Here is an 18475-nt window from a genome sequence, read left to right on the forward strand (position 1 = left end):
AGGATGAAGCGACAATTCACAACAATATTCCTATCTGTTTGTATATATACATTTTCCAATATTTGCATTTTGGGCCAAAACAGAGACAGTATTCCTACATCTAGAGAAGAACAACCAAATGTAATATTAACCGACAAAGGGGTAGTTGATTTAGATCATGACCATCATGGCCACGATCACTCTCATGATCAGGATTCAGTAGCTCCAATTAAAATATATGGGTGGAAGATTTCTCCTCGTTTAGGAACTAGAACAATCGTTGATAGAGACACGTCCTTCGTCAATTTTCATGCATCCACTTTGGTAGATAGCAAAGATGTTGCAGTTGGTTACCTTAGTAATATTGGGTCACCAGCCCAAAGCAAAATATTCTTCAATCGTCCTGTCGACTCCAATACTGGCTATATGTTCTTAAATGCATTCAATTATTGGTATAAGAAGCCCGAAGATAACATCTTTCTGAATACTAAGGTTCCATTTTCTAATATATACTACCAAACAGCTGGAGGCAAAGAAGATGGAGAACAACGTCTGATGGTAGAGCTTTCATCAAACTTTGGAAAGAAGCTTAATATTGGAATGAATTTCGACTATTTATATGCACGTGGTCTTTATTCTTATCAATATAATAAACACTTTATATACGATCTATACGCCAGCTATATTGGAGATCGTTATAAAATGCATGCATTTTTCAATAATAACTACATGAACCGATCTGAAAATGGAGGTTTAGCAGATTCGGAAAATGGGGAAGCAAAATGGTACGAGTTCATTACAAGTCCGGATGAAGTTAAGAAAAAAATGACCTTCAGTGGCGATTCGCGCAATATCCCTGTAAATTTCATGAACACGTGGAACCGTATGCAAGGAAGACGTATATTTATAACAAATAGATACGATCTGGGGAATGACAAAGAAGAAGTATGGCTGAATGATACTACATCGGTAATGCGAACTAAAAAGGATTATATACCATTAGCAAGTATAATATTTACAACCAACTATACCGATCAACGCAGAAGAGTTAAATCGAACTACTCATATCTTGATAGTTACATGAGGGATAACAATCTTATCAATCAGGATATGGGCAATGGAGCTACTCCAGTACAAATAAAATATGACGATCTTCTGAATGATTTCATGTCTTATTACTCTTTCAAAAATACACTGGCATTGAGTATGAATGAAGGATTCAGACCATGGACAAAATTTGGGTTGACAGTATTTGCCGAATATGATTTGAGAAAGTATTCAGTACCTAATTATCCTGATTCTATAAATAACTTCTACGGGAATTATAAGCATTATGGAGATGACAAGTTTACTATTGGAGCAGAAATTTCTAAAGCAAGCGGAAAATATCTATTTTTCGATGCAAAAGCTTCAAAAGATTTATTAGGAGAAGATCTTCTTATTGAAGGTAACCTGACAACTAAAATATATCTAAGGAATAAAGAAATAGCAGTACGAGCAAAAGCATATTATAAAAATATTGCACCAACACTATTCGAAGAAAGATTTCATTCGAAATATATCAACTGGCATAAAAATCTGGATGCAACAAGACGTACTTTTGTAGGTGGTGAACTTGATATACCATTTTTAAATACAAAAATTAGTGGAGGTGTAGAAAATATACAGAATCAACGATATTACGGAATGGATGGTATCATCAATCAACACAGTGATGGTATACAAATTTTATCTTTAAAATTTGAGAATAAATTGGAACTTGGTATTCTGAACTGGGAAAACCAGATTGCATATCAAAGTTCAAGCAATCAGGACATTATACCCCTACCCGATCTAAGCGTTTATACCAATCTGTATTTAAAGACCAAAATAGCAAAGGTCCTTGGTGTACAACTAGGGGTAGATGCGCACTATCATACTGAATATTATGCTCCGGGCTACAATTTTATGACCATGCAGTTTTTCAATCAAAAGGAATATAAAATAGGTAATTTCCCTATGGCAAATGCCTATATTAACTTAGTATTGAAAAATACACGATTCTTCGTAATGTATTACAATTTTGCTCAAGGAATGGGAAATGGGAATTCGTTTTCATTATATCGATACGCAATAAATCCTTCAGGGTTGAAGATGGGACTTACTTGGAAATTTAATAATTGATAGTACAATTGCTATGACAAACAAAAAACACATCTATAGGCTAGTAGGAATAATTGCTATCATTATATTTATGGTTGTTGTTTGTCTATACTTGAATGCTTCGGAAGAAAAACAGAATACTAGGGATTTTCATGATATTGAAAAAGAAGGAATTCTAAGGGTTGCAACAACCTATAGTCCTTTAGGATATTATGTAGCGCATGACTCTATTTCGGGCTTCAATTATGATATGATTAATATGCTAAAAAAGGAAACATCCTTAAATATAGAGGTTATTTTGAAGTCAGATATAAAAGGAATGATTGATGCACTAACCTCTCATGAATGTGATATTATTATAGCCAATATACCTACTACAAATCAAATAAAAGACTCTCTAAACCTGACCAAACCTATCACGCAAAATAAATTAGTATTGGTTCAACGCAAAGCTAAGTTTAACGATGATAAAGCGCCAATCAGGAGCCATCTAGAACTGGCAAAATGTACAATATACGTAGCCAGCCATTCTCCTGCAATAGTGCGTATTAACAACTTGGCAGCAGAGATTGGTGATTCAATATACCATATAGAAGATCCATTGTACAGCAATGAACAGCTAGCGATGAAAGTGGCTTCCGGTGAAATAGATTATTCAATCATAGATGATAAAACAGCTAATAGAATAACAAAAGAATTACCAGAAATTGACTGCGAAACAGAAATAGGATTTACTCATTTCGAAGCGTGGGTACTAAGGAAGGATTCACCAATATTACTTGATTCTGTGAATACTTGGATCGATAGAATAAAACAAGAGCCGTCCTATAACAAAGTTTATAATAAATACTATAAGTAAACTAATCTATATCTTTGAGCCATTTACTCAATAGAGATAACATATCTTCATGATATTCAAAATTGGAATGCATCCCCCACCCATGCCCTCCTTTTGGAAATAAATATATTGAAGCCTTAACTCCCTTATCTAACAAAGCTTGATAATAATCTGTACTATTAAGTACTGAAACTGTTTTATCATCATAACTTGAAAAGATGATAGTTTGGGGAGTATTTACTGTAACTTGTTTCTCTAACGAGAAATAATTGATATCATCAAGACTAGGACTATCACCTAACAATTCGGCCATTGATCCTGGATGAGCTGTCTCGGTCATCGAAATTACAGGGTAATACAATATCGAGAAGTCAGGCCTTGAGCTTACACTTTCTTCTGAAAAATGATTAGATACCGATGCTGCCAAATGTCCTCCAGCAGAAAAACCTGCTATACCTATTTTATTAGAATCAATAGCCAATTCTTCCGCGTGTTGCCGTACATATTTTATTGCTTCTTGCCCATCGCTTAGCGGCACGAATTTATGTTTATTAGGCATTCTGTATTTTAGTACAATGGCTGTTATTCCTTGTTTGTTGAGCCATTCTGCAAAATCCTCGCCTTCATGATCAATAGCTAATTTAACATAACCTCCTCCAGGACAAATAACAATAGCCATTCTTGTGTTATTAGCAGTATCTGCTTTATATAGCCATAGTTCGGCCTCAGAAACATTGCTGATTCTATTCTTCACATTTACTTCATCTCCAACAAGGCCGTTACTCTCAACCTGTTGCTGCCAAAGTTTTACTATCTTTTTCTGAGCCATTGAATAATTTGTTATTAGTAACAGTGAACTTAATAAAAGTATTTTACTTAGTCGTTTCATCGTAGCTTATTATTTAAGATTATCCAACAATTCGCTGTTATAGATATTTTGTTCTTAGTTTATAGAATACTGATTAAAATACATAATTTAGAATAATAAAAAAGCTCTAAAGAATAGATTCTCTTTAGAGCTAAATACTATGGTTTAATTCAATCGAACCTCCATCGGTGCAATATTTCTTTCTATACCATCAGGACCTTTTACTCGAATGCCCGATATAAAGAAAGTTTTTCCTCTATCCAAACGTCTTATTTGTTCTAGCTGTCTATCCGATAACCTATCACCATTAGATAACTCTTGTGGCAAAGCATTTCCCATAGCATCGATAACAACTAATCTGAAACCTAAAACTTGAAATGGGATATTCAAAATTCCATCATCAATTGATGCTTTTATTCCTCCTGCACTTAAAAGTGAATTTCGAGAAAGAGTTCCTTGTTTAAATACACGTGCAGCTCCTTTACTATCAGTATAATTGATATATGCAGTAGGATCTGGAAGCGCACGAATGCGAAACTCTTTACGAGCCATTGAGCGCTGTGCACCATTATCATTAACAGATACATTTACTATCAACTTATCTCCTACTTTACCTGCCGGACGAGCAACCCAATTATTGCCTTTACGTGTTATAGTCCCCCCCTGTACAGATGCATTTACCTGATTCGATGTAAATCCGGGTACCGAAATACTCATTTCGTTATCAATACCCAAGTATACAACATCCATCAACAATGGCGCTACTGTGGCCATAGGTTCAATAACAGTATAAGTATCTGTGAAATTTTTTTTGAAGATCGAACCATCTCTATTCATCAGTTCGAGGAATCCTTCGACCTTGAATGAATTACCAACTGAAGATGTAGGAATATGTAAAGCTCCATTTTCAATTTCTTTACCATTAACAACTATTCTGGGGCGTTGTGTCGTATCAACAGCTGCAACAATAATATTCGCTTTATAGTTTGCTCCACGTACCACAACTTTTGATTCGGGAATAACAATTGCATCCAACTGATTAACTCTAAAATCACTTAGGTCAATTTCTTTAACCAAGCTATTCAACGCTTCGCCTTCGGCCTGTCTTATGTTCGACTGTAATTCTGATAAATAAGTATTTACTGCAATGCTAGGCATATTCTCGAAAGAAGATTCAAGCCATGATTGTTGTTTACGTTTAGCTCTTTCTGTCGGCTCGGTAGATAATGAATTTTCTATTGTCGTTTTTTTAATTGGGTCTGCAATCATCTGTACGATTTGATTGCGATATGTATCAATAGCATTCTTTAATTCTTTGCCTTTACCATCAACCGGAGACAAAAATACTTCCGACCCAGCATCTCTATATTCACGTCTTTCCAGATTATTTACATCAGCATCTTTTCCATCTGTTTTCAAAGCAATTTCTACTTTCAAATCTTGAATATAATTAAACAAAGAATCTGAACGTTGTTTCAATATTCTCGCCTTTTCATATGACGATCTTGTCTTTTCGGGATTCTGATCATATGATGAATTCAACTCTGAATATAGCTGTTCATTTCTTGTTGATGTAGCATCAATAGTAGTAGCAATATTATCTCCTAATAAATCAAATCCATTTAGAACATCGACCGATATATTCATCGCCAACATACCGATGAAAACCAGATACATCAGGTTAATCATCTTTTGTCTGGGCGATACTCTCCTTTTTCCTGCCATTATTTATCCTCCTTGTTATACACGTTAATATCTATTCAACAGTTCGATTAATAAATCGGAGGATTGTTTTGGTTTGAATTATTATTTGATGTCATAGCCTGAAGTAGACGTGCATAAACTTGATTAAGAGCTTCAATATGACGTGTCATTTTTGACATTTCTTCTTTAAACATATAGCTATCACCGATTGCTCCATCGTATAGATTCTTAATACGTGATAGACTATCATTGATATATCTTACCGTATTCATCGATTCTGACAAATTATTAGCATCAGCTATCTGCTTATAGGCATCTAATAATGTTTGTGAGGTTTCATTCAATGACTGCATTGTTTTCGAGAATTCTTCCATATTTTGGGCTGCAGTAGCCATACTATCTGTATACCCTTTTGCTGATTCCGATGTTATATTACCTATTGATGGATCTGCAACAGATCCAGATGTAGATGCAGCTTGACCTAGATGTGATGTTGTACCCGATAGTGCAGATGCAGCCGTAGATGCATTACCAATTGTTCCTCCACCTACAACTATAACCTGAGAACCTCCTACACTAGGAGCACCTTTTACCGAAGATGAATTAATTGGTTTCTGATCACCTGATGTAGGTTCAACATTATTTATTTTATTAGCCAAAATCTGATCTGACATCTGTATATTTTGACCAACTGTAACCGGAGTATTATCATATAATGAAGTATCGAACGCTGATAAAAAGAAAATGAATGCTTCAACCACCATTCCTGTTACGAATATAACGTTTGCTCCAGGATAGTGCATTACTTTAAACATTGCACCAATGATGACAATTGCCGCACCCAAGCTATATGCAACATTAAAAAAACGTTTACCTGACTCACTAGCTAGCCAAACTCTTAATTTTTTCATTTTTATTATATGATGTTTTATTTACAAATATTATTTAAAGTCTACAATCTCCTTCGGATCGTAGACTTTACTTTTGTATAACGAATAAGTTCTTTGAATATTGTATTGTCACTAAATCAAAAGACAAGATTTATTCAACAACACCTCCACCTAATGCTTTATAAAGTGTAACTGTAGATGTTAACTCATTCAATAAAGCGTCATTCAATGATATTTCGGCATCAAATAATTGTCTCTGCGAGTCAAGTACATCAATGTAATTTACCACTCCGTTTATATATTGCAATCGTGCAAGCTCATAATAAGATTTGGCTGATGTATATAGTTCTTCTCTGGATTTACGAACCTCTTTCGATTTTTCAAATGTTACGATAGCATTATTTACCTCTTTGAATACATTGAGAATCTTATTTTCGTAACTATATACTTCTTGCTCATAAGCTGCCTTTGCAGCCTTATGAATTGCTTTATTTTTCCCAAAATTAAATACCGGACCTAACAGAGATCCTGATAACCACCATGCAGGATTCTTCAATACTGATGAAATATGAGCATCTTCGACACCATATTTACCTGTTAATTTCACATTCGGGAAAATACTCGTTAGAGCCATACCAACTTTAGCATTTACTTCTATGAGCTTTTGTTCAGCCTGAATAACATCCGGACGTCTCTTCAACAACGAAGAAGGTAGGTCCACGGGCAAACTATCCGGCAATATTTGTTTATTTAGTCCCATCCCTCGAGGAATCAAACTTGATGGAAATGCTCCAACCAATACAGCTAAGTCATTTTCTTTTAGTTGTATTTCATTTTCCAAACTCGGCACCATCGTCTCTGTACGAGCCAACTCAACCAAACTTTGACGATATGGTATTTCTGAGGTTAAACCACCTTCATATCTGAGTTTAGCCAACCATGAACTTTCTTGTCTAGCAACCAATGTTTGCTTTACTATAGCCAATTTTCGATCTAGTGCAGTAAGCTCAAAATACATTTGCGCTACCTGACCTACTATTGTTAGGTGTAATGCTCTCTGAGCTTCTACAGACTGTATCAATTTGGCTACGCTAGCATCATTGGCCCAACGCAAATTACCCCATAAATCCAACTCCCAATTTAATGTAAATTGGCCTCTATGCTTAGGCGATATTGAATTTTTATAATCCAATGCTTCTTTCTGAAATAATCCTTCAACTCCAATTGAAGGAAGCATTTCTGCAAAGCTAATTCTATTATTTGCAGCCAATTCTTTTATTCTGGCTGCTGCTATTTTCATATCTTTATTATTCTCCAAAGCTCTATAAACAAGTTCTTTGAGAGCTGGGTCAGAGTATAAAGTAGTCCAACCTATATCCCCTACTGTAGTACTGTCCATTTGTAGGCTTGTAGAAGCAAAAGAGTCTGGCATATCTTGCATTTCGGGCTGTTTATATCGTTGACCTATTTTACATGACGATAAAAATGTAGCTCCTATGATAACTATATAGATATACTTACGCATATTATTTTTTTATTTTCGTTTCAATTTTATTTTTCCATCTTTTCACAAAACTTATATAATGAAATTCCGGAATTCCGAATCGATTTTTCACTTTGTATACCAAAACAAAGAAGAATGGTATAAATATAATTCCAACTGTTACAGCCACAATCATACCAAAGAACACTCCAGTACCAATAGAATGACGACTTGCCGAACCCGGCCCTGAAGCGATAACCATTGGCAATAATCCTAAAACAAATGCCAATGAAGTCATCAAGATAGGTCTGAATCGTAAACGAGCAGCTTGCATAGCAGCTATTACGGGCTGCATACCTTCATCAACTCGCATTTTGGCAAATTCGACAATCAAAATAGCGTTTTTGGCTGCAAGCCCCAACAATGTAATTAATCCTATCTGGAAATAAATATCATTTTCTAGGCCTAAAATACCAATACCAATATATGCACCTAAAACTGCTACTGGCAACGAAAGCATCACAGCAATCGGGACAGTCCAGCTTTCATACAAAGCTGCAAGGAATAGGAATACAAATATGAAGACCAACATAAATACAGTTCCAGTTTGACCGCTAGCTTTCTGTTCTTGGAAAGATAGTCCACTCCAAGCTACTCCTATATTCTCAGGTAATTTTTCTGATACAATTTTATTAATTTCATTCATAGCATCACCCGAGCTTACCCCTGATGCTGGTGTAATCTGCATAGAAGATGAAGTATACATGTTAAATCGGGTAATATTACCAGGACCAGTTGTATAGGCCGTTTTCCCTAATGCTGTCAGTGGGACCATACTATTATCCGAACCTTTGACAAAAAACAAATTCAGACTGTTCGCATCAGCGCGATAAGATTGATCAGCTTGTATATATACTTTATAGATACGATTAAACATATTAAAGTCGTTTACATATACCGATCCCAAATAAGCTTTCATTGTCGAGAAAATATCCGGCATAGGAACTCCGAGCAACATCGCCTGATCTCTGTCCACATCAAAATATAACTGCGGAATTTCGGCCTGTAAAGACGATGACACACTTTCTATACGTTTAGACTTATTGGCATAATATGTAAATGTATCAACTGCCGCGACTAAGTCATTCCAAGAAGCTCCTGAACGCGCTTGTAATTTCATTTCAACACCACCGGCACTTCCTAGACCAGGAATAACTGCAGGACGTGAAACAAAAGTTCGTGCTTCTGGATAATTAGTAAACTCTTTCTGAACATCACGCATCACTTCTTCTACTTTCATGCTACGTTCTTCCCAAGGCTTCAGCATGACGGTTAAAGTAGAACGTCCTTGATTTGTTCCTACACGCGGACTAGATCCTGTCACATTTTGGACAAAATCGACAGCTTCATGCTGTCCTAAATAAACTAGAGCACGATCTGTTACAGTACGCATACGTTCCAACGTAGTTCCTTCTGGCATTTCTAGCTCTACAGTGAAGTACCCTTGGTCTTCTTGAGGAATGAAACTTGCAGGTAATACTCTATTTAAAACAAAAATAAAGACAAGAATCATACCGAAAGCAGCTATAGTTCTTCTCGGATTAGAGATAACTTTCAATAAAATTTTAGCATACTTTTTATTGCTGATATTAAGCCATACATTGATTCTTCGAAAAACAATATTTTTCTTTTTATGAGATTGTGGTCGTAATAAAATAGCACACATGGCAGGGCTCAATGTTAATGCTACTACTGCAGATATCAATACAGACACAACAATAGTTATTGAGAACTGACGATACAATGAGCCCGTAATACCATCAAGAAAACTAACCGGAACAAAAACTGCTGCAAGGACCAAAGATGTTGCAACCAAAGCCCCAGTCAATTCTTTCATAGCTAAATGGGTTGCTTCACGTGCTTGCAAGCCTTTTTCCTCCATAATACGCTCTACGTTTTCGACGACGACTATGGCATCATCAACTACAATACCAATAGCAAGTACCAATCCTAAGAGAGTTAACATATTGAGCGAGAATCCCATGATAAGCATAAATCCGAATGTACCTATCAATGAGATTGGCACTGCAACGATAGGAATCAAAGCTGTACGCCAATTTTGTAATGATAGATAAACGACCAAGATTACTAAGAACAATGCCTCGAAAAGGGTTTTATACACCTCATGAATAGATTGGTTAATATATTCAGACATATCGAATGGAACAATATAACTCATTCCCTCTGGAAAGTCTTTTGCTATATCGTCCATAGTCTCTTTTATCTGATTTGCAACATCCATGGAATTAGCTCCCGGCAAGGTATATACCGATAATATTGCCGCGTTCTCGGCATTCAGTCCACTTTCTGTATTGTATGAAGATGCTTCGAGAGATACCCTAGCTACATCTCGTATACGGATAAATGATCCGTCGCTATTTGCTTTTATTACTATATCTTCGAATTCATCAACTGTAGACAATCGTCCATGAGCGGTTATGGGTATAGTCACATCTACGTCAACAATTGGCTGTTGTCCTAAATTTCCAGCAGCCGATTCACGATTTTGCTCTTTAAGGGCATTTTGCAGGTCTTTGACTGTTAATCCAAAACTAGCCAAGCGATCCGGATAAACCCAAATTTGCATACCATAATATCTACTACCGACATTCGATACACGCCCTACTCCTGGAATACGTTTTAAGACATCAACTACATTTATCGTTGCGTAATTACTTAAATATATCTCATCAAATTTAGGATCGATTGATGATAGAGCAATTGTCAACAATTGGTTTGGAGCTTGCTTCTCAACAGAAATACCATTTTGAAGAACCTCAGCAGGCAAACGATTTTCTGCTAACTTAACACGATTTTGAATTTCTACAGCAGCTAAATCAGGATTTGTATTTACATCGAAAGTAACTGTAATATTTAACCCTCCGGTATTCGTACTACTCGATTCCATGTAAATCATTCCTGGTGTACCATTAAGCTCCTGCTCAATAGGTGTTGCAACAGCCTGTGAAACCGTTGTAGCATTAGCTCCTGGATATGAAGTACTAATCTTTACGATCGGTGGAGTTATTTGTGGATATTGCTCAATAGGCAACAACGACAATCCAATTATACCTATAATTACAATTAATACAGATATAACAGTAGAAAGGACTGGCCGTTCGATAAAAAAACCGCCTTTCATTATTTATCCTCCTTATTTGTTATTAATTCTTGCTCGCGAGCTTCGAGCAGTTTTTGAGATTCTGTATGTGTAAGAGGAATAACTTTCTGCCCCGGTGCTAATTTTTGTAAGCCTTCTGTTACAATATTTTCGCCTGGAGCCAATCCTCGAACTACGACTACCGAATTCTCTTGCTCTGTTCCAATTTCCACAAAACGTTTTTCTGCAATACTATCAGGGCGAATAACATAAATAAAAGCCCCGCCTTTTTCTATTATCAACGATTTGCGCGGCGCAACAGTTGCACGTTCAATTACGTCTAGTAAAAGCTTCACACGTGTGAACTGTCCAGGTAATAATACTTGATTAGGATTTGGCAGTATTGCACGTACACCAAATGTACCTGTTTTTGGATCAACTAACGGAGAGGCAAAATCAACAATACCCTTCTCATCATATATTGTATTGTCAGCCAATGTTACGTCAACTGTAGGCTGCCAAGACCGAGTAGAATCTTGTTCACCCAAATGCACATTACGACGTTGACTCCTCAAATAATCTAATGAAGTAAGTTTAAAATCGACTAAAACAGTGTCTCTCTTAACTACAGTAGCAAGTAAAGTAGAATTTGATTTTCCAACAAGAGCACCTACATCTACACGACGTTCACTCATGTACCCATCAAAAGGAGAACGCACAACTGTATGACCAAGCTCAATAGTTGCCTGCTCAAGATCCGCTTTACTCATTTCTACATTTGCTTTTGCCATATTATAGGCTGCTTCTGCATTATCCAAGTCAAGTTGACTGGCAGCATTCTGCTCGTATAGAGGGCGGAGTCGTCTGACATCTCTCTCCGATTTAGCTAATTGTGCTTCGTCTTTCTGTAACTGTGCTTTAGCTCTCTCGACTTTAGCTTTATAAACTCTATTATCAATATAAAATAAAGGTTCACCAGCTTGTACTCGTTTTCCTTCACTAAATGTGTATTTATCCAAAAAACCTTCTACACGCGCATGTATCTCTACACTACTTCCGGCACGGATCAACCCCACATAATTTCCATAAATTTTAATATCCTCAGTCAGTACTGGAGCAATTTCGACTTTAGGAAGTTCTACTTTATTTTTTTTACAAGAATTGAAAGCTATACAAACTAGTAATAGCAAAAAAGGTAATTGTCCTTTTCTCATATAAAACAGTTTAGGTCAATAACTAAAAAACATCAGTTTTCTATATGTCTTGCGCAAATTTAGATAAATCATATTTCCATCTATCTAAATTTTATAAGATATTATCGAAAAAAACATTAAATAGTCAATATTTCAGCTATTTCGTAACGTTTCATTTACAATATTTTTGATTTTATCGTTAAATGAACTATTACTGATTAATTTTTCGATATTGATATGCATACGATATCCCCAATAGTGATTGGAGTCGGCTGGCACATTTATTCTTTCTGAAAAAGTATCTGCTTTTCGATTAGCTTCATCCATGGACAACCAATCTTGAAGAGGTAAAATTGTCAACATTGACGGCGAACTTAGATGATTAATTATTATTTTTTCGCATAAGCCGATTGTACATTCTTCTGGTGCATCACCATCTTGATGTAAAATTTCATTGTAATATTGCTGAGTTAATGACCTATCCTCTTGCCACCATTCACGAATAGGTGACATATCGTGAGTCGAAGTTGTACATACACTCAAATAAGGCAATCTTGTTAAATCTGCAAATCGAGTCATTGTCTTTGGCATTCTTTCTATCTCAAGACTTAATATCTGCAGTTCATTCATTACCAATGGTACGCAATCCGGTATCATTCCTAAATCCTCACCACATGTCAGCATACGAGTCGCTGAAATAAGATTTGGGAGCTTCTTCATGGCATTTTCTTGCCAAAAGTAATTATGTCGATGATAGAAAAAGTGGTTATAAAGCTGAGCATAAGCATATCTGTTATTCTCTGATAGAGATTTATATGCATAAGTTTTATATGCAGATATACGAGGGTGATACTTATCTGTATGATATTTGTCTTTCACAAAGAGGACATCGTTACACAATTGATAAAGTCCGAGACGTACCAAATCTGATTTTTCACTTGATATTTTTTCAAAGTGTTTTTTTATTTTAATTTGAGTATTAAATTCGTTTTTGAGCTTATATTTTCCCTCTCCTATATTATCTAGATACAATAATTTTATATCAGCTGAAATCTCTCCAAATATACTATCTAAAAATTCATCAGATATATAAGGATTTATCATGTTCAATTCATCAAAATCGAATCCGAAGTTATTTAATTCTGAAACCGAATAAGGCAATGCCGGATTGAAATATCCTAATAGGCCATGAATCGAATGCGAAGGAATTTCCCATATTCGGAAAAAGCCTAAAATATGATCAATACGATAAGCATCAAAGTAATCAGCCATCTTTTGAAATCGCCTAATCCACCATTGATATCCATCTTTTGACATTTCATCCCAATTATAGGTTGGAAATCCCCAGTTTTGACCATCTTCAGCAAAGTCATCAGGTGGTGCGCCCGTCTGTGTGTCAAGATTAAACAAGTGAGGTTCAACCCATACATCTACACTATTAGGATCTACTCCTATTGGTATATCACCCTTGAGTATCACCCCATTCTTATGGGCATAGTTACGAACATCAGTCAACTGTTTATGCAACAAGAACTGACAAAAATATGTGAATTTCAGTTCATCTCGAACTTCTTTTTTCGATGTTAGCTTGTTTATCTTATATTCATTATAGACACTATATTCGCCCCATTTTCTAACTTCAGCAGTACCAAATGTATCTCTTAAATAACAGAAGCTAGCATAGGGAAATAACCAATATTCATTTTCTTTTGTAAAAGATTTATATTCAGCTTTAGATAGCACATCACTGCCTATTTCAGCATATAAATCTCTTAAATACGATAGTTTCATTTTTATCGTATTTTCATAATCCAGCTTCTCCAATTTATTCAAAGAAGCAAATTCTTTTAAGTATTTTGCATGAGCTAACTTATTGTTCAGCGGATAATTTGATAATCCAATATAAATTGGATGCAGAGCATAGATTGAAATAGCACTATAAGGATATGAGTCGGCATTTGTAAGAGTACTGGTAGTATCATTAATAGGTAGAATCTGAATAACCTTCAGATTAGTCGCCACAGCCCAATCAATCATTTTTTTTAGATCATGAAAATCTCCAATGCCACAACTACTTTCTGAACGTAATGAGAATACAGGAATTGCTACTCCAGACGCTTTCCAATTTTTAAGATGATTAAATCTATATTCAAGATTTTCAACCAATGTAGAATCTTCGACTACTTCTAATAATTGAAATTTTCTATTCTCTCCTTTCTCCCACTCTACTAATTCTTTAGATGAATTATTGCGTATTAAAAATTTGTATTCATTTCCTATGTCTATTGCTTGTCTATCTAGTGAGAAAGACCAAGTACCATCACCTTGATAAGAGCCCTTTATAGCCTTATTTACTTCCCATTCCCCTAATGTTTGAGAAGAGCCAGAAATACAAAGTTCGGATCCTCTGTCTACTATTGGACATTTTACATTCAGTAATATAGTGCTACTATATAATTTTAGTTCTGTCCCGATAGAATGTGCAAAAAAACTATTAGTAAACCCTGATGTGTATAAATGCTGATATTGGTTTTTATCTTGCCAACTATCGCGGACATGAAGTGTATAGCCTATATATTTTTTTATTGTATGAGGGAAACCAGCTTCATTTCTCAGAATATTTGAGTTCTCTTTAATCAGATATTTATATTCAAAAACGTCATAATCATTAATATCTAATTCTGCTATCCACTGAGAATTGCCAATATGCTGCATGGGTTTAGCCTTATCTTCGTTCCACTGGCCTAATTCTTTTGTCGAGCCCGTAATATATACAGTTTGTCCCCATTGGGTATAATAATCAATATATAGATATAGTTTCATACACGTTTACATCAAGATAAATACGAAGTATCACATAAGGTGCTAAAATAATAAAAATGTTGCATAAGAATTTCTCTTATGCAACATTTAATTATTATTGCGAAATACTTATTTCAAATTACGAAATAGTAAGGATAGCAACTCCTTCTAGAACTGAATCACCAACATTTACATCAATGCTAGCAACAGTACCATCAACTGGAGCTTGAAGTGCATTTTCCATCTTCATCGCTTCAAGAACAGCTACTGTTTGACCTTTTTTCACTGCATCACCAACGTTTACGCTGATACTAACAATGATTCCTGGTAGTGGAGAGTTTAGCGCATTTGCACCTTTAGCACCTGTTCCTGCAGATTTTGCTGGAGCTGGAGCCGCAGTTTTAGGAGCTGCTGCCGGAGCTGGAGCTGCTGGACGTGTAACAAGAGTAACCTCTTCTTCCCCATCAACCAATTCTACATTATAGTTAGTTCCGTTAACCGCTACTTCTGCTTGCGAGTTATCCATTTTGTTCACGGCAACGATATACTCTTGTCCGTTGATTCTATATATGAATTGTTTCATAATAATTATTCAAATTTTATTTTCTTACTGGCATTTGAAGCATTGCACTACTTCTATCTACCCATGGTAAATAGTCTTTAGAAACATGTTTTATTGTCAACACATTGCTTTCTACATCGTGCTGATCATTCATGTCATATATAGCCATTGCTATAGCAGCTAATACTTCTTTTGGTATATTTTGATCACTCATTTTCTTTTGTTTTTGAGGAATTATAGAGGCAAGTTATCATGCTTTTTAGCATAGTTAACTTGTTGTTTTGTTCTCAATTGCTCAAGAGCGCGGATTACACGGAAACGTGTATTACGAGGTTCAATTACATCATCAATATAACCATAGCGAGCAGCATTGTATGGATTGCTGAACTGATCGTTGTATTCTTTCAGTTTTTCTGCTTTTACAGCAGCTGCATTTTCGCCAGCTTCTTTTACTTCTTTCGCATAAAGAACTTCAGCAGCACCTTCTGCTCCCATTACTGCGATTTCTGCAGTTGGCCATGCATAGTTCAAGTCACCACGAAGTTGTTTACAGCTCATTACGATATGTGATCCACCATAAGATTTACGAAGTGTCACAGTCACTTTAGGCACAGTAGCTTCTCCATATGCATAAAGAAGTTTTGCTCCGTGAGTAATAACACCACCGTATTCTTGTCCTGTTCCTGGAAGGAATCCTGGTACGTCAACAAGCGTTACTAAAGGAATATTGAAAGCATCACAGAAACGTACAAAACGAGCTGCTTTACGTGAAGCATTGATATCCAATACACCAGCCATATATTTAGGTTGGTTAGCAACAACACCTACTGATTGTCCGTTCATACGAGCGAAACCAACGATGATGTTTTTAGCATAAGCAGCATGTACTTCTAGGAATTCTCCATTATCGAATACTTTTCCGATAACTTCATACATATCATATGCTTTATTCGGATTATCCGGAATAATTTCATTCAAGCTATCATCCATACGAGCAATAGGATCAGTGCACTCAACACGTGGAGCCTCTTCTCTATTGTTTGATGGCAAGTAACCAAATAATTTTTTGATCAATTCAAGTCCTTCATCTTCATTTGCTGCAGTAAAGTGTGCCACACCTGATTTTGATGCATGTACACTTGCACCTCCTAGTTGTTCTTGTGTAACGTCTTCACCTGTTACAGTTTTAACAACTTTCGGTCCTGTAAGGAACATATAAGAAAGACCTTCGATCATCAAAGTAAAGTCTGTCAATGCTGGAGAATAAACAGCACCACCAGCACAAGGGCCAAAGATTCCTGAAATCTGAGGAATTACTCCTGATGACATGATATTGCGTTGGAAAATTTCAGCATAACCAGCCAAAGCATTCACTCCTTCTTGGATACGTGCACCTCCCGAGTCGTTAAGACCAATAACTGGAGCACCAACTTTAACAGCCATGTCCATTACTTTACAAATCTTAAGTGCTAGAGTTTCTGATAATGAACCTCCGATAACAGTAAAGTCTTGTGCAAACACATAAACTAAACGGCCATTGATTGTTCCGCTACCTGTAACAACTCCATCTCCTAAGAATTTAGTCTTCTCCATTCCGAAGTTTGTACAACGATGCTCTACGAACATATCGAATTCTTCGAAGCTACCTTCATCTAATAAGATAGCAATACGTTCGCGCGCTGTGTATTTTCCTTTAGCATGTTGAGCTTCGATTCTCTTCTCACCACCGCCAAGACGAGCTTTAGCACGTAGCTCTATTAACGCTTTTACCTTTTCTAATTGGCTCATGTTAATTATATTTTATATTTTAAATGTTATTGCAAAAGCAAAAAAGACTCTACAAGAAGAAAACTTCTACGTAAAGTCATTTTAATTTATTTTTGAGGAACTTCACAGAATTCTGTAAGAACACTCGCTGTTGATTTTGGATGCAAGAAAGCGATATCCAAACCTTCAGCTCCACGACGAGGTGCTTTGTCGATTAGTTGAACGCCTTTGGCTTCAACTTCTGCTAATGCATTAGCAACACCATCAGTCACACACCATGCTAAGTGATGAATACCTTCACCTTTCTTTTCGATGAATTTAGCGATAGTACTATCTGGACTAGTTGGCTCTAGAAGTTCTATTTTAGTTTGTCCTACTTTGAAGAAAGCAGTTCTTACTTTTTGATCTTCTACGACTTCAATGCTATAGCATTTCAATCCTAACACACCTTCATAATAAGGTAGATGTTCTTCGATGCTTTTTACAGCAATCCCCAAATGTTCAATGTGAGAAATGTTCATGATTTACTGATTAAATATGGTTATTATTATAATATTTCAATCTTATCCTTACAAAAGTACTACTTAATTATAAGACCAAAAAATTTAATCAGTAAAAAATAACTGCTATCATATTGACAAAAATTCAACGAATATTAACATAAAAATTGCTGTACAATAAAACATTTCAAACAAGCCACATCAAACATATTTTTTAACCTTTATTGTTTGCATATTCTATTTAATTATTGTACATTAAGGCTGTATAGTATTATTTGTGTGACCCTAAAATTTTAACAGTATGAACAATTCAAATCATTTTTTTAATAGTAGTACTGTTTATTCTGTGAATATGGAGACACTCAAGATTAACACGTGGAATCCAAAGTCTGGACAAGATGGTTCATGTATTTCAAACCATGAGAACTTCGATTTCAATCATTCAAACAGTGATCCAATTCCAGTATCATTAGAACAGCTACCAGTTGAACATGATGGATTTATGTATTTCAGATCACGAGATGACGCCTTTTATTATATAAAAATGCAAATCGGTATGTAAGATTAATACATAATAAAACTTCTAA

14 protein-coding genes are annotated in these 18475 nt (G+C 35.6%); 3 read left to right on the top strand and 11 right to left on the bottom strand.

The genetic code is table 11. From position 1 onward, the window contains the following. The first annotated feature begins 3 nt into the window (after positions 1-3). Both C1A06_RS09520 and C1A06_RS09525 read left to right on the top strand, forming a co-directional pair. Positions 4-2142 carry a putative porin gene (locus C1A06_RS09520; RefSeq protein ID WP_101690030.1) on the top strand — a complete coding sequence of 713 codons (2139 nt, stop codon included), beginning with the start codon at positions 4-6 and terminating at the stop codon, positions 2140-2142. A gap of 13 nt (positions 2143-2155) precedes the next feature. Next, positions 2156-2980 carry a transporter substrate-binding domain-containing protein gene (locus C1A06_RS09525; protein ID WP_101690031.1) on the top strand — a complete coding sequence of 275 codons (825 nt, stop codon included), beginning with the start codon at positions 2156-2158 and terminating at the stop codon, positions 2978-2980. Position 2981: 1 nt separating this feature from the next. On the opposite strand, the gene C1A06_RS09530 is transcribed toward C1A06_RS09525, so the two are convergent. The 11 genes from C1A06_RS09530 to mce all read right to left on the bottom strand — a co-directional run bounded on the left by C1A06_RS09530 (position 2982) and on the right by mce (position 17909). Further along, on the bottom strand, positions 2982-3788 hold the full coding sequence (locus tag C1A06_RS09530; protein ID WP_245872039.1) for an alpha/beta hydrolase: 807 nt from the start codon (positions 3786-3788) through the stop codon (positions 2982-2984). A gap of 204 nt (positions 3789-3992) precedes the next feature. Beyond that, positions 3993-5552, bottom strand: a complete 1560-nt coding sequence (gene porM, locus C1A06_RS09535) for a type IX secretion system motor protein PorM/GldM (protein ID WP_101690033.1) — start codon at positions 5550-5552, stop codon at positions 3993-3995. A 47-nt stretch (positions 5553-5599) separates the two neighbouring features. Beyond that, complete coding sequence (porL, locus tag C1A06_RS09540; RefSeq protein WP_101690034.1) at positions 5600-6442, bottom strand: type IX secretion system motor protein PorL/GldL; 843 nt, start codon at positions 6440-6442, stop codon at positions 5600-5602. A gap of 130 nt (positions 6443-6572) precedes the next feature. Beyond that, positions 6573-7946, bottom strand: a complete 1374-nt coding sequence (locus C1A06_RS09545; protein ID WP_101690035.1) for an efflux transporter outer membrane subunit — start codon at positions 7944-7946, stop codon at positions 6573-6575. A 1-nt stretch (position 7947) separates the two neighbouring features. After that, positions 7948-11106 carry an efflux RND transporter permease subunit gene (locus C1A06_RS09550; RefSeq protein WP_101690036.1) on the bottom strand — a complete coding sequence of 1053 codons (3159 nt, stop codon included), beginning with the start codon at positions 11104-11106 and terminating at the stop codon, positions 7948-7950. After that, positions 11106-12278: an efflux RND transporter periplasmic adaptor subunit gene (locus C1A06_RS09555; protein WP_101690037.1), complete on the bottom strand. Its 1173-nt coding sequence runs from the start codon at positions 12276-12278 to the stop codon at positions 11106-11108. Before C1A06_RS09555 ends, C1A06_RS09550 begins: the two co-directional genes overlap by 1 nt. A 132-nt stretch (positions 12279-12410) precedes the next feature. Further along, positions 12411-15080, bottom strand: a complete 2670-nt coding sequence (locus C1A06_RS09560; protein WP_101690038.1) for a 4-alpha-glucanotransferase — start codon at positions 15078-15080, stop codon at positions 12411-12413. A 118-nt stretch (positions 15081-15198) separates the two neighbouring features. Then, positions 15199-15642, bottom strand: a complete 444-nt coding sequence (locus tag C1A06_RS09565; RefSeq protein ID WP_101690039.1) for a DUF2118 domain-containing protein — start codon at positions 15640-15642, stop codon at positions 15199-15201. 16 nt (positions 15643-15658) lie between these two features. Then, complete coding sequence (locus C1A06_RS15170; protein WP_185116834.1) at positions 15659-15835, bottom strand: hypothetical protein; 177 nt, start codon at positions 15833-15835, stop codon at positions 15659-15661. Positions 15836-15855: 20 nt separating this feature from the next. Then, the gene (locus C1A06_RS09570; RefSeq protein ID WP_101690040.1) at positions 15856-17409 is read right to left on the bottom strand and encodes an acyl-CoA carboxylase subunit beta; all 1554 of its coding nucleotides are present in this window, start codon (positions 17407-17409) and stop codon (positions 15856-15858) included. 86 nt (positions 17410-17495) lie between these two features. Beyond that, positions 17496-17909, bottom strand: a complete 414-nt coding sequence (gene mce, locus C1A06_RS09575; protein WP_101690041.1) for a methylmalonyl-CoA epimerase — start codon at positions 17907-17909, stop codon at positions 17496-17498. A 331-nt stretch (positions 17910-18240) separates the two neighbouring features. On the opposite strand from mce, the gene C1A06_RS09580 reads away from it, so the two are divergent. Continuing rightward, complete coding sequence (locus tag C1A06_RS09580; RefSeq protein ID WP_145996377.1) at positions 18241-18450, top strand: hypothetical protein; 210 nt, start codon at positions 18241-18243, stop codon at positions 18448-18450. Positions 18451-18475 lie beyond the last annotated feature (25 nt).

Source organism: Dysgonomonas massiliensis (assembly GCF_900240225.1).
GTDB lineage: Bacteria > Bacteroidota > Bacteroidia > Bacteroidales > Dysgonomonadaceae > Dysgonomonas > Dysgonomonas massiliensis.

Bases quoted from the DNA above. Each gene is read 5' to 3' on its own strand.
- C1A06_RS09545 (WP_101690035.1), bottom strand. From the start codon at position 7,946: ATGCGTAAGTATATCTATATAGTTATCATAGGAGCTACATTTTTATCG.
- mce (WP_101690041.1), bottom strand. From the start codon at position 17,909: ATGAACATTTCTCACATTGAACATTTGGGGATTGCTGTAAAAAGCATC.
- C1A06_RS09565 (WP_101690039.1), bottom strand. From the start codon at position 15,642: ATGAAACAATTCATATATAGAATCAACGGACAAGAGTATATCGTTGCC.
- C1A06_RS09570 (WP_101690040.1), bottom strand. From the start codon at position 17,409: ATGAGCCAATTAGAAAAGGTAAAAGCGTTAATAGAGCTACGTGCTAAA.
- C1A06_RS09525 (WP_101690031.1), top strand. From the start codon at position 2,156: ATGACAAACAAAAAACACATCTATAGGCTAGTAGGAATAATTGCTATC.
- C1A06_RS09580 (WP_145996377.1), top strand. From the start codon at position 18,241: ATGGAGACACTCAAGATTAACACGTGGAATCCAAAGTCTGGACAAGAT.
- C1A06_RS09560 (WP_101690038.1), bottom strand. From the start codon at position 15,080: ATGAAACTATATCTATATATTGATTATTATACCCAATGGGGACAAACT.
- C1A06_RS09520 (WP_101690030.1), top strand. From the start codon at position 4: ATGAAGCGACAATTCACAACAATATTCCTATCTGTTTGTATATATACA.
- C1A06_RS09550 (WP_101690036.1), bottom strand. From the start codon at position 11,106: ATGAAAGGCGGTTTTTTTATCGAACGGCCAGTCCTTTCTACTGTTATA.
- C1A06_RS09555 (WP_101690037.1), bottom strand. From the start codon at position 12,278: ATGAGAAAAGGACAATTACCTTTTTTGCTATTACTAGTTTGTATAGCT.
- C1A06_RS15170 (WP_185116834.1), bottom strand. From the start codon at position 15,835: ATGAGTGATCAAAATATACCAAAAGAAGTATTAGCTGCTATAGCAATG.
- C1A06_RS09530 (WP_245872039.1), bottom strand. From the start codon at position 3,788: ATGGCTCAGAAAAAGATAGTAAAACTTTGGCAGCAACAGGTTGAGAGT.
- porM (WP_101690033.1), bottom strand. From the start codon at position 5,552: ATGGCAGGAAAAAGGAGAGTATCGCCCAGACAAAAGATGATTAACCTG.
- porL (WP_101690034.1), bottom strand. From the start codon at position 6,442: ATGAAAAAATTAAGAGTTTGGCTAGCTAGTGAGTCAGGTAAACGTTTT.